The following is a 13,191-nucleotide window of genomic DNA, read 5'->3' on the forward strand; positions in this document are numbered from 1 at the left end:
CCTTCCCGTCACGTAATTTCAGCTCGAGGCCGGAGCCCGGGCGGCGCCCAGGTCACCCACCGATTCGCCGGACTCGCTGTCGACGTGATCGACGTGCTGCGGCGCCACGAGCAGGCAGAGAATACTGACTGCGCACATTCCGATCAGGAGGCCGATCACCGGCCACACGCTGCCGGTGGCCCGGTACATGAGCGTGGACACCAACGGTGACAGCCCGCCGAAGATCGCGCCCGCGCCCTGGTAGGCGAGGGAAATGCTGGTGTACCGGGCCTGCGGACGGAACATCTGCGACAGCACCGCCGCGATCGGACCGTAGGTCGCGGCCAAGACGAGCCGCATGACGGCGAAGGTCAGGAAGATCAGGACTACCGAACCGGACTTCAGGACCAGGAACTGTGGTGCGGCGAGCACCGCGACGGCCAGCAGTCCGTAGATCACCACGCGGATCCGGCCGACCTTGTCACCGAGCCAGGCGACCCCGAGAGTGGCGATCAGCTCCACCACCGCGGCGACGCTGAGCGCGTTGAGGATGAGTGTTTCGGACAGCCCGACGTCCGGGTCGGTGGCGTACGCCGTGATGAACGTCGTCACCAGGTAATAGCCACCCACCGCGACGGGCAGGATGCCCATGCCGAGCAGGATCGGGCGCCAATTGGTGACGATGGCGTACTTCAGTGGCAGCGCTTCGGGTTCGGACGCCGACTGCACCTCGGACTCGAAGACGGGGGATTCCTCCACCTTCAGTCGCACCAGCAGCCCCACGCCGATCAGCAGCGCCGAGCACAGGAAGGGCAGCCGCCAGGCCCAGTCCCGCAGGGCGTCGTCGCCGAAGGTCGAGAGGACACTGAAGAACCCGGTGGCGAGCAGCGCGCCGGCGGGGTTACCCAGCTGTGCGAATCCGCCGTAGAACGTCTTCTTGTCCTCGGGCGCGTGTTCGACGGCCATCAGCACGGCGCCACCCCACTCGCCGCCCACCGCGAAGCCCTGCACGAAGCGCAGCACCACCAGCAGGAGCGGCGCCCAGAATCCGATCTGCGCGTACGTCGGGAGGGCACCGATCAGGAACGTGCCCGCGCCCATCAGGGTGAGGGTCACGACGAGCGCCGTCCGCCGGCCCACCCGGTCGCCGACGTGTCCGAAGACGACGCCACCGAGTGGACGGGCGAAGAAGCCCACCGCGTAGGTCGCGAACGCGGCGGCGATGCCGGTCAGACGGTCGGTGTCGGAGGGGAAGAAGATCTCACCGAACACCAGGGCCGCCGCCGTGGCGTACACGTAGAAGTCGTACCACTCGATAGTGGTGCCGACGAAAGCCGCGAAACCCGCCTTGCGGGCCTTCGCGATCTGAGTGTCGTGACTCATGACTGATCCTCGGTGGTTGCAGTGGTCGAGAATAGGTCGCTGCGGGTGGAATGCGCCAGTTCGCCGTCGATCCAGGTTTCACGGACCTCGATGTCGGCAATGGTGTGCGGGTCGACGGTGAGAGGGTCGGCGCCGAGGACCACGAAATCGGCGCGCTTGCCGGGGGAGATGCTGCCGAGTTCGGATTCCCGTCCAAGCGCGTGGGCCCCGTTCAGCGTGTGCGCGGTGAGGGCTTGGGCGGCGGTCAGTCGCAACGCGTTCGAGCCGAGTTGATGTCCCTGCCGGGTGATGCGGGTGACGGCGGCCTGGATGGCCTCGAGAGGTTTGGGCTCGGCGACCGGCGCGTCGGAACTGATCGTGACCGGCACGTCGGCTTCGACGAATTCACCCAGGGGATTGAAACGCTCACCCGGGGTGCCGATGGCCGCGGTCACGCCCTCGCCCCAGTTGTAGTAGTGCTGCGGCTGGTTGACCGGGTACACACCGAGCGCGTGCATCCGCGTGATCTGCTCGGGGGTCGGCAACCCGCAGTGCTCGATGCGGTGGCGGGCATCGGCGTCGGGATGCGCCTTCTGCGCGGCCTCGATCGCGTCGAGGACCATGTCGATCGCGGTCGGCGACTGCGCATGCGTCGCAGTCTGCAGGCCGACGGCGTGTGCCTTCGCGATCAGAGCTGCGTAGTCGGCGGGCTCGTGATACAGCTGCCCGGTCCGGCACGGGTCGCCCACGTACCCGTCCGGGAAGTACGCGGTCCAACCGCCGAGAGTGCCGTCGGCGTAGAACTTGATCCCGCCGAACGCGAGACGTGAGTTGCCGAACGCACCGTGCAATCCGGTGTCGAGCGCGTGATCGAGCAGGTGGCTGAGCAGGTACATGCTCACGCGGGTCTCGAGCCGGCCCTGCTCCGCCAGGCGCAGGTACATGTCGAATTCGCGCCGCGTCACCTGGCAGTCGCCGATCGTGGTGACGCCGCCCTCGAGGAACTTCTCCTGCGCTACCGAGAGCTGCCGCAGATGCTCCTCGGGTTCGTCCTCGAGGTGGAAGTTCGGGCCGTGATGACCGACCTTGACGCCGTTGACGCCGGTGAGGATGTTGCAGGCGGCGTCGGACAGTTCGCCGGTCAATTCGCCGTCCGCGTCGCGGAAGAACTCGCCGCCGGGCGGATTCGGGGTGTCGCGGGTGACGCCGTGGAGTTCGAGGGTGAACGTGTTGACGACGCCGCCGTGGCCGCTCGCGTTCATCAGGTAGACCTCGCGGTCGGTACCGACCTGATCGAGTTCTTCCTTCGTGGGATGACGGCCCTCGACGAGGTTGCGGTGCTCGTAGCCGTACCCACGCACCGGGATCCCGGCAGGCTGGTTCCGGGCGGCTTCCTGCAGCAGCGCGACGATCTCGGGGATGGTGCGCGCCTTTTCGGGGCCGCAGTCCACCCAGCTGAGCATCTGGCCGTACATCAGGGGGTGGGCGTGCGGATCGACGAACCCGGGTACGACGGTCGCTCCGGCGAGATCGATGACGTCCGTCGTCCGGGTGCCGATCCTCCGCGCCTCCTCGCGACACTCCGCGACGGTGCCGACCGCGGCGAACCGATTGCCGAAGACGAGGAAGGCCTCGGCCCCCTCGGTGTCTGCGTCCACGGTGCGGAGCGTGCCACCGGTGAAGACGGTGGCGGTGGCGTCGAGGGGGGACGCCTCGTTGTGAAACAGCTTGCGCATGGGGGGTCCTTCGAGATGGTGGTGTGGGTCACGTTCCGGCTGGGAGGGAAAATTACGCCCTGACCAGGGGCTGCGCAATACATCAAAGTTTCGGTCCGGGCGGTCTACGGTGAATGTGTTCAGCTTTTGGCGCAAATTCGCACGAATTCGCAGAATCTGGCGATGTGTGCGATTCTTCTTCCCTGTCGGGAGTGCAGAAAGAAATCGAGAAATCTCGGGGCATCATGAGTGTCGAACTGGATTCCAAGCTCATCGCGGCGTTGCAGTCGAATGGTCGCGCGACGTATAGGGAGCTCGCCGCGACCGTGGGCGCACCTCGCGCCGCGGTGTCCACGCGTGTGCAGACGCTGCTAGACACCGGCACGGTGCAGGTCGTTGCCGTCGCCCATCCCGGGTTGCTGGGCCTCGAGGCGATGGCACACGTGTCCGTCGCCGTGTCGGGGCCGGTGAGTCCCGTGGCCGAGGCGCTCTGCGCGTCGGACGCGGCCGTCTACATTTCCGCGGTGAGCGGGCAGTACAACATCATCGCCGAACTGCGCGTCCCCTGCCAGCAGGACCTCTACGACGCCATCGCCGCGATCCGTGCGGAACCCGGTGTCCGCACCGTCAACACGCTGTTCTACGCCGATGTCATCAAGGGAATCTTCATGCCCAAGAGCGCATTACGGGCAGACGTTCGGCTGGACGAGAAAGACGTCGCGCTCATCGAGTTGCTGGAGGGGAACGGGCGTATGCCGTTTCTGGAACTGGCCGAGCGCACCGGGCTCTCGCCCAGTGCGGCGCGGAATCGAGTGAACCATCTGATCGACAGCACCGCGTTGCGCGTCGGAGCCGTCGTGAAGCGCCGCGGTGGCGCCAGGACACTCGCCATGGGCATCGGTGTCAGCCTCGGATCGCGGGACCGGGAGGCGTGCGCGCAGATCGAAGCCCTGCCGGGTATCGAGTTCCTGGCGCGGACACTCGGCAGATTCGACCTGATCGGCACGGTCGCCGCCGATTCGTCAGGTGACCTCTACTCCCTCGCCGAGCACATCCGGACGATCGACGGCGTGATGGCCTTGGAGACCTGGACGCACCTCGAGGTGTTCAAGGAGCACTACGCCCGCAGCCTCGACGTCCGCGGATAGGAGCGTCCCGGAAGTGCGCCGCTTCGGCCGGCAACTGTGAGACGATCGGCCGATGCGCCTCGGGTTGCATGCACTCGGGATCGGTACCGGCGCTCGTCGCGCGGTGATCGATTCTGTCGCAGTTGCCGCCGAGAACAGCGGATTCGCCACGCTGTGGGCCGGCGAGCACGTCGTGATGGTGGACCGGTCGGCATCGCGGTATCCGTACGCGGACGACGGCCGGATCGCGGTCCCCGCCGTCGCGGATTGGCTCGACCCGATGATCGGGCTGAGCTTCGCTGCCGCTGCCACCCACACGATCGGCGTCGCCACCGGTGTGTTGCTGCTGCCCGAACACAATCCCGTCCTCATGGCCAAGCAGGCGGCGACGTTGGATGTGATGAGTGGTGGCCGGCTGACGCTCGGCGTCGGCATCGGCTGGTCCAGGGAAGAATTCGCTGCGCTCGGCATTCCGTTCGAGGGTCGTGGCGAGCGTGCCGCCGAATACGTCGCGGCGATGCGCACGCTGTGGCGTGACGACGTCGCGACGTTCGCGGGCGAATACGTCCGCGTCGATTCGGTACGGGTCAATCCGAAACCCGTGCGCGATCGCCGGATTCCGGTCGTGGTCGGCGGTAACAGCGACGCGGCGCTTCGCCGGGTCGCGGCGTGGGGGGACGGCTGGTACGGGTTCAACCTGGACGGCATCGACGCCGTCACCGAACGGATCCGGACGATCCACGCACTGTGCCGGGACGCAGGGCACGACGCCGAAGAGCTGCACCTTGCCGTCGCCCTGCGGGAAGTGGCCCCCTCCGACGTCGAGGCGCTGGTCGATGCGGGTGTCGACGAACTCGTCCTCGTCGAATCGCCACCCGAGGATCCCGGTGAGGCCGCCGACTGGGTGGGGGCTCTCGCACGCCGCTGGATGCCCGCTGTCGGTTGATCGTTCGATTACAGGCTTGACAGCCTTGGCCTGGGTTTTTGGGGTGAATACTTGCCGCGGAGTGCCGAGTTGTCCACAACGTGCAGTTCATACACAGCCCAATTCGTTCGCCCAGTTCGAGCGCATCTTCCCGGAATCCGGGTCGGGCACAGTGGTGCAAGAGGCGCGGTTCGCATCGGTGGGCCGCCGGGGGACGGGGTGGAGGCTGCTGTGGCGCACAATCTCGCGCTTGGAGCGCATGGGGAGGATCTGGCCGCCCGGTATCTCACCGAGGCGGGCATGGAGATCGTCGACCGAAACTGGCGATCCCGATACGGCGAAGTCGATCTCATTGCGGCAGAGGGAGACTGGCTCGTCTTCGTCGAGGTGAAGACACGGCGCGGCCTGGGGTACGGCAGTCCCGCCGAGGCGGTGACGTTCTCGAAACAGCGCAGGATCCGCTTGCTGGCCGTCGAGTGGCTGCGCGACTCGGGCCGGCACTGGTCGCGGGTGCGGTTCGACGTGGTCGCGATCATGATCGGGCACGGTCCGCAGCCCCAGATCGAGCACGTCCGGGATGCGTTCTGATGGCACTGGGGCGAGCACATTCGGTGGCGGTGACCGGGGTCGACGGTCAACTGGTCGAGATCGAGGCCGACATCGGCCGCGGGCTCCCCGCGGTGCATCTGGTCGGGCTCCCGGACACCGCGCTGCAGGAAGCTCGGGACCGGATCAGGGCCGCGGTGGCGAATTCGGGCGAGGAGTGGCCGGATTCGAAGGTGATCCTCGCGTTGTCGCCGGCGACGCTGCCGAAAGTCGGGTCGGTCTACGACCTTGCGCTCGTCGCTGCCGTGCTGGACGCGGCCAAGCAGGTGAAGCGGCAGCGGCTGCGCGAGACCGTTCTGCTCGGAGAACTGGCGCTGGACGGGCGGCTGCGGTCGGTGCGCGGGATCCTGCCCGCGGTGCTGGCCGCGAAGAATGCGGGCTGGGCCACGGTGGTGGTCCCGGCGCAGTCGTTGCCCGAGGCGGGGCTCGTGGGCGGTGTGGAGGTGCTCGGCGCGCACGATCTGAAGGCGGCGATCGCGTGGATGCGGGAGGAGCGTGATCTCGAGTACCCGGAGCCTGCGCAGTGGGTCGCGCAGCCGCTGCGTGCCGATCTGAGCGAGGTGGTGGGCCAGGCCGAGGCGCGCTGGGCCATCGAGGTGGCGGCGGCAGGAGCGCACCACCTGATGCTCACCGGCCCACCCGGCGTGGGGAAGACGATGCTGGCGCAACGACTTCCCGGGGTTCTGCCCCCACTCACCGAGAGTGAATCGCTCGAGGTGACGGCAATCCACTCCGTGGCCGGGCTCCTGCCGCCCGAGCGTCCCCTCATCGACGTGCCACCGTTCATCGCACCCCACCACACCGCGTCCGTGAGCGCGCTCGTCGGCGGTGGAAGCGGTGTCGCGAAGCCCGGCGCCGTCAGTCGCGCCCACCGAGGGGTGCTGTTTCTCGACGAGTGCGCCGAGATCGGAACCAAGGTGCTCGAAGCCCTGCGGACCCCGCTCGAGGACGGGGAGGTGCGGATCGCGCGACGGGACGGGGTGGCCCGCTATCCGGCGCGCTTCCAGCTGATCCTCGCGGCCAATCCGTGCCCGTGCGCGCCCGCGCGCGAGGCCGACTGCGTGTGCGCACCGACTGCCCGGCGACGCTACCTCGGGAAACTGTCGGGACCGCTGATGGATCGGGTGGATCTGCGGGTGCGGATGCACGCCGTCGCGACCGGGGCGTTCATCGACGAGGTCGGGGAGAGCACCGAGGACGTCCGGCAGCGGGTGGCCGAGGCGCGGGCTGCCGCCGGCGAGCGGTGGAGTGACTACGGGTGGCGCACCAATGCGGAGGTGCCCGGACCGGCCCTGCGGCAGAAGTTCCGGTTGGCGCGGCCCGCGCTGGCGCCGGTGGAGCGCGCGCTGCGGAAGGGGCTGATCACGGCCCGGGGTGCCGATCGTGCGTTGCGGGTGGCCTGGACGGTGAGTGATCTGGCGGGGCTCGACATGCCGGGCCCGGAGCAGGTGGTCACCGCGTTGGGGTTTCGTGATCGGAGCTTTCAGTGACGGTGGAAAGTCGGAGTGGTGCAGGCGATCTGAATGGTGTTCGGGATCCGCGGCGGTTGGCGTGGGCGTATCTGTCGAAGGTGGTGCAGGGGCCGTGCCCGGCGCTGTCGCGGCTCGTGGAGGAGGTGGGTCCGGAGGAGGCTGCGCGGGCCGTGCGGGAGCGGGATCTGTCGGAGATGCTGGGGGAGCGCACGGTTGCGCGGGCGCATGTGGATACCGCCACGCACGATCTCGAACTGGTGGCGGGGATGGGTGGCCGGGTCGTGACGCCGGACGACGACGAGTGGCCGCAGTGGCGGCTCCTCGGTTTCGGGAATCTGTCCCGGTCGCGGGACGAGGGGCCGCCGTTGGCGTTGTGGGTGCTCGGTTCGCGGCCGGTGGCCGAACTGACCGATCGGGCGATCTCGATCGTGGGGACGCGGGCGGCGAGTGGTTACGGCGAGCACGTGACTGCGGAGATTTCGGGTGATCTCGCCGTCGACGGGTGGACGATCGTGTCGGGTGCGGCGTTCGGGGTCGATGGTGCTGCGCATCGTGCGGCGTTGGGTGTCGGGGGTCTGACGGTGGCGGTGCTGGCGTGTGGTGTGGATCGCGCGTATCCGGCGGGGCATGCGCGGTTGTTGCGGCAGATCGCGCAGAACGGTGCGGTGATCAGTGAGTACGCGCCGGGCACGACACCGGCGAAGCATCGGTTTCTAGCGCGGAATCGTTTGGTTGCGAGCCTGTCCGACGGGGTGGTCGTGGTGGAGGCGGGGTGGCGCAGTGGTGCGCGAAACACGGCGAGTTGGGCGCGCAAGCTGGGGCGTCCGGTGATGGCGGTGCCGGGTCCGGTGACGTCGGCGTCGTCGACGGGGTGCAATCGGATGATTCGGGAGGGTGAGGCGCGGTTGGTCGCGAATGCCGGTGACGTGGTGGAGGAGGCCGGGCCGATCGGGCTGCGGGAAGGCCTCGACGTGGTCCGCGATCTCGATGCGCTGTCGGGTGAAGCCCTGCTGGTGTACGAGGCATTGCCGGCTGTCGGGCCGCGTGGGGTCCGGGAGTTGTCCGAACTGTCCGGGGTCGCGGTGGAGCAGGTTCGGGCCGTGTTGCCGTTGCTGGAGATGGAGGGCTTCGTCGGATCCGACGACACCGGATGGTCGCGGCAGAGGTGAGAGGAACCGGGACCTGCGGACCGCGGCGGGTTGCAGACGTTCTCGTCGCCCTTCTGGATGCGGCCAAGCATGGGAAGCGGAAGCGGCTACGCGAGGCCGTCCTGATCGAACTCACCGGAGGCGGTTGGTGACGTCGAGGGCGATCGATGGAACCGGGAGTCCAGCCGATGCTTACCCAGTAATCTGATATCGGCATCGACCTCGTCGAGAGGGCTGGGAAGGCTATGGCCGCGGACTGTCAGGCGTGCATCAAGGGCGTTCCCATGATCTCACCTACCGCCGGCAAGACACGTGAACCGATCGGCGCATGTAAGAAGTGCGGCTCACTGACGTGTGGGCACCACGGCGTACGCAACAAGCAGGCTGAGTTTCTGTGTATCGAGTGCGATACTGCGCTGCAGGGTTCCAGCGCTGGTTGGAATGCGTGGCGTCTCAATCAAGGTGACCCATCTGAACTCGCGTACCAGCTTCGTCGATTGTTTCCCTCCGAGGTGGACGGTCTGCCTCCCGCTTCGATTGTCCGGTCCTTCGACGAGTGGGTAGCTACTCGCGGCTACGGCCTGGACATGACGGAGAACATTGTCAATCGCATCCCGATCATCGTCGGGCGCATTGGCGATGCGCTCGACAGAGCGAGGACGGCCGAAGAATTCAATGCCCGGAGTGCTTCAGGCAGTCCGGGACTAACCCACGATTTGGAACGAATGTGGGGATCGATGGACGACGACGGTCGTACCTTGCTTGCGGCTGCAATCGCGACTTCAGGAAGTTTCTTGATGCCGTCGTCGGTTCCCGAGCCACTCGAAGTGATCGCCACGTTCATCGACTACCCACCCCGTCGGGGCCTGTCGGAGTAATCGAACCAATTCTGAGAGGTGCATGTGGACTCGTCCTCGTCAGTAAATTCGGTGTCGATCTCACCGGAACGCGTGTGGCCGGTGATGGTCGACGATGATCTGGATCGCTGGGAGGTTCAGGTTCCAGGTCAAACGATGCGTGATATTCAACTGCAGAAGTATCACGACGTCACGGGCAGAGTTCCAGTTGCCGACTGGGAAGGCGAACGCCTCGAGAAGTACGTTCGTGTCGAGCGACACGATCGTGGTAATCCGCCACATGTGGTTTTGAAGGTCAACTGTAGTTCGGCCAGCGCGGAGGAATTCGTCCGAGTGTCCCCACATGCATTTGGTCGGGCCATTGACGGCCGGGTTGTGACCCTGCACCCGAGTACGAGAAGGCGCTTTCGCGGGCAACGGATACTTTCAAGCGAAAGCCGGCGGACCAAGTTGATTGGTGTCGTTGTCGCGATCGTAGGCGTTGTTGTCACGGCGGTCAGCGGGATGAGCAAGTCTCTGAGTTGGAATTGGAGTCCGTTGTTGACTGGGACTCTGATCGTGTTAGGGGCAATCGTTGCGATCATCGCCGTCGTGCTGACTTTCTTTGCAACGGAGTGGTTCGGAGACGAAGTACCCGATAGTTGAGGGAGGGATGATTGTCTCAGTCCGGGCATTGGTAGGCGCCGGTCGTCAATGTGTTTGACGTCGTACGTCAACAGGCTGAAGATCGTTCCGATTTCTGGCGCCCAAAATTCAACTTTTCGGCACGCACGCGTCAAAGACCCGCTGTCCAGACGGAATGATCGACTGGACGAAGCGAGAGCACGCATTGGGAACTGATACGCGTGGTCGACTATTTCTGATCCCGCTCACACTCATTTCGTCGTGCTCGGTCGCCCGAAAGTGCGAGTCGAAGCGACCGATCGGCGACAAGTTGGGGTAGAAACTTCCCTATAACGCACCTCACAACCGCATGCGATACCCACTGGTGGATCAGCGTCACGTTAGGAGTGAGATATGGGGTCAGCCGAGGACTTGTGGCGGAACTTCGTCGCGCAGGTGTTGAGCCTGTTGATCGCCTCCGGCTCGTAGGGGAGTTACCGGCCGGCATTTCATCCGCCCGCGTCACCCCGATCTCGACGTTCCCCGCGTGATGCCCGTTGCCACGTGTGAGACTCCAGAATGGTCGGTGGACCACTCGGCCGTGTTGTGAGGACGGAGGTGTGATGGACGACCTCAGCCTGTGGGGAATCCCCGAGTGGGCTCGGCCTGGCATCCGCGCGATCGCATCGGGCCTCGCGCAGATCGCGTACTTTTGGTTCAGCATTACCTGAGAGGCAAGCCACGGACCGGCATCGCGTCCTGGGCGATCGAGTCTGTGAGTCCTGACACCGCCTCCGGCCGACAGTCCCATCCACCCAGCGATGTGCCGGAGGGGTAGTTGCGCCCGTCGTGGGTATTTAGAGTCCAGTCGGCTCACCGATGCAGCGCCCGGTCGGTGGACGTACGGTCTCCGATGAGGCAACTACCGGCGCTCCGGGAGTGCAGTCCGCTCGCGGGTGCGTCTCGAGGAGGAATCTCACATGACGAGGACCACGGCGGAACTGCTCGCTGACCTGGAGAATCGGCTAGAGCAATCGCTGAATCCGGGGAGCCCGAGGGCGATCGCGCGGCGCAAGGAGAAAGGTCTGCCGGGACCCCGCGAACGGATTCGGATGCTGCTCGACCGCGGCAGTTTCATCGAGGTCGGACAGATGGCGAGGAACCCGGGAGCCCCCGACAACCCTTACGGTGACGGCGTCGTCACCGGCCACGGAACCGTCGACGGGCGTCCGGTGGCGGTGTTCTCGCACGACCACACCGTGTTCGGTGGCAGCGTGGGAGAGATGTTCGGTCGCAAGGTCGCATCGATCATCGAATTCGCGGCGCGGATCGGCTGCCCCTGCGTGGGCATCAACGACTCCGGCGGCGCACGCGTACAGGACGCTGTCACGTCGCTCGCCTGGTACGCCGAAATGGGCCGCCGCCAGATCCCACTGTCGGGAGTGTGCCCGCAGGTCTCGATCCTCCTCGGCAAATGCGCGGGCGGTGCGGCGTACGCACCGATCAACACCGATCTCGTTGTCGCCGTCGACGAGCAGGCATACATGTTCGTCACCGGACCCGGAATCATCAAATCCGTCACCGGTGAAGACGTCACCCTCGACGAACTCGGCGGCGCCCGCGCCCAGGCCGAGAACGGGAACGTGCACCACGTCGCGCCGAGCGAAGAGGCGGCGTTTGCTTGGGTGCGTGACTATCTCGGCTTCCTCCCGTCCAGCAGGCACGAAGAGGCACCCATTGTGAACCCGGGACTCGAACCCGAGATCACCGACAACGATCTGGCGTTGAACCAGTTCATGCCGGACGCCGACAACGCCGCCTACGACATGCACGACCTGCTGCTGAACATTTTCGACGACGGCGACTTTCACGAACTTGCCGCGCAGACGGCACCGAACGTGATCACCGGATTCTCCCGCGTGGACGGACGATCCGTCGGAGTGGTGGCCAACCAGCCCCAATTCCTCAGTGGGGCACTGGATCAGGTCAGCGCCGACAAGGCGGCCCGCTTCGTGCGGATCTGTGACGCCTACGAGATTCCGCTCGTGTTCGTCGTCGACACACCGGGCTTCCTGCCCGGGCTGGAACAGGAGCGGAACGGTGTTCTCCGCAGCGGCGGCCGCTTCCTGCAGGCATTCGCGGCGGCCACGGTGCCGAAAGTGACTGTGGTGGTGCGCAAGTCCTATGGCGGTGGATATGCGGTGATGGGGTGCAAGCAACTCGGTGCCGACGTGAACTTCGCATGGCCGACCGCACGCATCGCGGTCATGGGCGCCGAGGCCGCGATCAGTCTCCTCTACCACCGCGAACTCGAAGCTGCCGGCGAGGAACGGGAGGCGATGCGGAAGCAACTGGTCGACGCCTACAACGAGAACGTCGCGACACCGTATTCGGCCGCCGAGCGCGGCTACATCGACGCTGTGATCGAACCGTCCGCCACCCGGCTCGAGATCCGGCGAGCGCTGACGTTGCTCCGTGACAAACGCTCCGCCCGCGGTGAGCAGAAGCACCACCTGATTCCGCTCTGACCGCCGTTGGCAGTCGCTCCTGTACCGTAGTTAGGTAACACTAACCAACTTGAGTTCATTGGAGAGATGCCTGTGGCAAAGCCGACTGCGACACTGACCGTGCTCCGGACCGAATGGCTGACCCAGCACATGGTGCGGGTATTCCTCGGCGACCCGGGATTCGACAGCTTCGTTCCGAATGCCTTCACCGATGCGTACGCGAAACTCGAGTTCGGGAGTCCCGAAGAGCCCGTCCTGCGCACGTACACGATCCGGTCGGTGGATCCGGTGAAGCGGGAGATCGCGATCGACTTCGTGGTGCACGGCGACGCCGGTGTCGCCGGACCGTGGGCGGCGTCCGCGGCGGCCGGTGACGTCCTCCGGCTGCGCGGCCCCGGTGGCGCGTTCGCGCCGGACCCGGCTGCCGACTGGTACCTGCTCGCGGGTGACGAGACCGCAATTCCCGCCATCTCCGCGTCCGTCGAGAAGCTGGACGCGTCGGCGGTCGGACGGGTGATCATCGAGGTCGCCGGCCCGGATGACGAAATCGCCTTCGACTCGCCCGCGGGCGTCGACGTCACGTGGATCCACCGCGGCGACACGCCGGACCGGATCGGCGAAGAGGCGTCGGGGGACAACGCGCCCCTCGTCGCGGCAGTGCGCGAGACCGCGTGGCTGCCCGGAACGGCGCAGGTGTTCATTCACGGCGAGGCGCAGGCCGTCATGCAGAACCTCCGCTCCTATGTGCGCAAGGAGCGGGGCGTCGCCGCCTCGGCCGCGTCGATCTCCGGTTACTGGCGTCGCGGTCGCACCGAGGAAGGCTTCCGAGTGTGGAAGTCCGAGCTCGCCGCGAGCGAGGGTGCCTCCCGCTGACCCGGTGCGGCGGACGC

The 13,191-nt window shown here is 66.3% G+C and carries 11 protein-coding genes; 9 read left to right on the forward strand and 2 right to left on the reverse strand.

The features are described 5' to 3' along the window. Positions 1 to 18: 18 nt before the first annotated feature. A complete protein-coding gene (locus ACFVJ3_RS00805) occupies positions 19 to 1,362 on the reverse strand; it encodes an MFS transporter (RefSeq protein WP_378450231.1) in 1,344 nt (447 codons plus the stop codon). Beyond that, positions 1,359 to 3,077, reverse strand: a complete 1,719-nt coding sequence (locus ACFVJ3_RS00810; protein WP_378450232.1) for an amidohydrolase — start codon at positions 3,075 to 3,077, stop codon at positions 1,359 to 1,361. The genes ACFVJ3_RS00805 and ACFVJ3_RS00810 overlap by 4 nt, the downstream gene beginning before the upstream one ends. Before the next feature lie 224 nt (positions 3,078 to 3,301). On the opposite strand from ACFVJ3_RS00810, the gene ACFVJ3_RS00815 reads away from it, so the two are divergent. The 9 genes from ACFVJ3_RS00815 to ACFVJ3_RS00855 all read left to right on the forward strand — a co-directional run bounded on the left by ACFVJ3_RS00815 (position 3,302) and on the right by ACFVJ3_RS00855 (position 13,174). Next, entirely contained in the window at positions 3,302 to 4,204 is a 903-nt protein-coding gene (locus tag ACFVJ3_RS00815) for an Lrp/AsnC family transcriptional regulator (RefSeq protein ID WP_378450233.1), read from the forward strand. Between the two features lie 52 nt (positions 4,205 to 4,256). Continuing rightward, a complete protein-coding gene (locus tag ACFVJ3_RS00820) occupies positions 4,257 to 5,129 on the forward strand; it encodes an LLM class F420-dependent oxidoreductase (RefSeq protein WP_378450234.1) in 873 nt (290 codons plus the stop codon). Positions 5,130 to 5,339: 210 nt separating this feature from the next. Beyond that, positions 5,340 to 5,696 carry a YraN family protein gene (locus ACFVJ3_RS00825; RefSeq protein WP_005259362.1) on the forward strand — a complete coding sequence of 119 codons (357 nt, stop codon included), beginning with the start codon at positions 5,340 to 5,342 and terminating at the stop codon, positions 5,694 to 5,696. Continuing rightward, on the forward strand, positions 5,696 to 7,204 hold the full coding sequence (locus ACFVJ3_RS00830; RefSeq protein ID WP_378450235.1) for a YifB family Mg chelatase-like AAA ATPase: 1,509 nt from the start codon (positions 5,696 to 5,698) through the stop codon (positions 7,202 to 7,204). Before ACFVJ3_RS00825 ends, ACFVJ3_RS00830 begins: the two co-directional genes overlap by 1 nt. After that, on the forward strand, positions 7,201 to 8,355 hold the full coding sequence (gene dprA / locus ACFVJ3_RS00835; protein ID WP_378450236.1) for a DNA-processing protein DprA: 1,155 nt from the start codon (positions 7,201 to 7,203) through the stop codon (positions 8,353 to 8,355). The genes ACFVJ3_RS00830 and dprA overlap by 4 nt, the downstream gene beginning before the upstream one ends. 263 nt (positions 8,356 to 8,618) lie before the next feature. Continuing rightward, entirely contained in the window at positions 8,619 to 9,212 is a 594-nt protein-coding gene (locus ACFVJ3_RS00840; protein WP_378450237.1) for a hypothetical protein, read from the forward strand. Positions 9,213 to 9,263: 51 nt separating this feature from the next. Further along, positions 9,264 to 9,836 carry a hypothetical protein gene (locus ACFVJ3_RS00845; RefSeq protein WP_378450238.1) on the forward strand — a complete coding sequence of 191 codons (573 nt, stop codon included), beginning with the start codon at positions 9,264 to 9,266 and terminating at the stop codon, positions 9,834 to 9,836. 938 nt (positions 9,837 to 10,774) lie between these two features. Beyond that, on the forward strand, positions 10,775 to 12,322 hold the full coding sequence (locus tag ACFVJ3_RS00850; protein ID WP_378450239.1) for an acyl-CoA carboxylase subunit beta: 1,548 nt from the start codon (positions 10,775 to 10,777) through the stop codon (positions 12,320 to 12,322). 72 nt (positions 12,323 to 12,394) lie between these two features. Then, entirely contained in the window at positions 12,395 to 13,174 is a 780-nt protein-coding gene (locus tag ACFVJ3_RS00855) for a siderophore-interacting protein (RefSeq protein ID WP_378450240.1), read from the forward strand. Positions 13,175 to 13,191 lie beyond the last annotated feature (17 nt).

It is taken from the genome of Rhodococcus sp. NPDC127593, from assembly GCF_042671975.1.
In the GTDB taxonomy this organism is placed as follows: Bacteria; Actinomycetota; Actinomycetes; order Mycobacteriales; family Mycobacteriaceae; genus Rhodococcus_F.

Bases quoted from the DNA above. Each gene is read 5' to 3' on its own strand.
- ACFVJ3_RS00805 (WP_378450231.1), bottom strand. From the start codon at position 1,362: ATGAGTCACGACACTCAGATCGCGAAGGCCCGCAAGGCGGGTTTCGCG.
- ACFVJ3_RS00810 (WP_378450232.1), bottom strand. From the start codon at position 3,077: ATGCGCAAGCTGTTTCACAACGAGGCGTCCCCCCTCGACGCCACCGCC.
- ACFVJ3_RS00815 (WP_378450233.1), top strand. From the start codon at position 3,302: ATGAGTGTCGAACTGGATTCCAAGCTCATCGCGGCGTTGCAGTCGAAT.
- ACFVJ3_RS00820 (WP_378450234.1), top strand. From the start codon at position 4,257: ATGCGCCTCGGGTTGCATGCACTCGGGATCGGTACCGGCGCTCGTCGC.
- ACFVJ3_RS00830 (WP_378450235.1), top strand. From the start codon at position 5,696: ATGGCACTGGGGCGAGCACATTCGGTGGCGGTGACCGGGGTCGACGGT.
- ACFVJ3_RS00840 (WP_378450237.1), top strand. From the start codon at position 8,619: ATGATCTCACCTACCGCCGGCAAGACACGTGAACCGATCGGCGCATGT.
- ACFVJ3_RS00850 (WP_378450239.1), top strand. From the start codon at position 10,775: ATGACGAGGACCACGGCGGAACTGCTCGCTGACCTGGAGAATCGGCTA.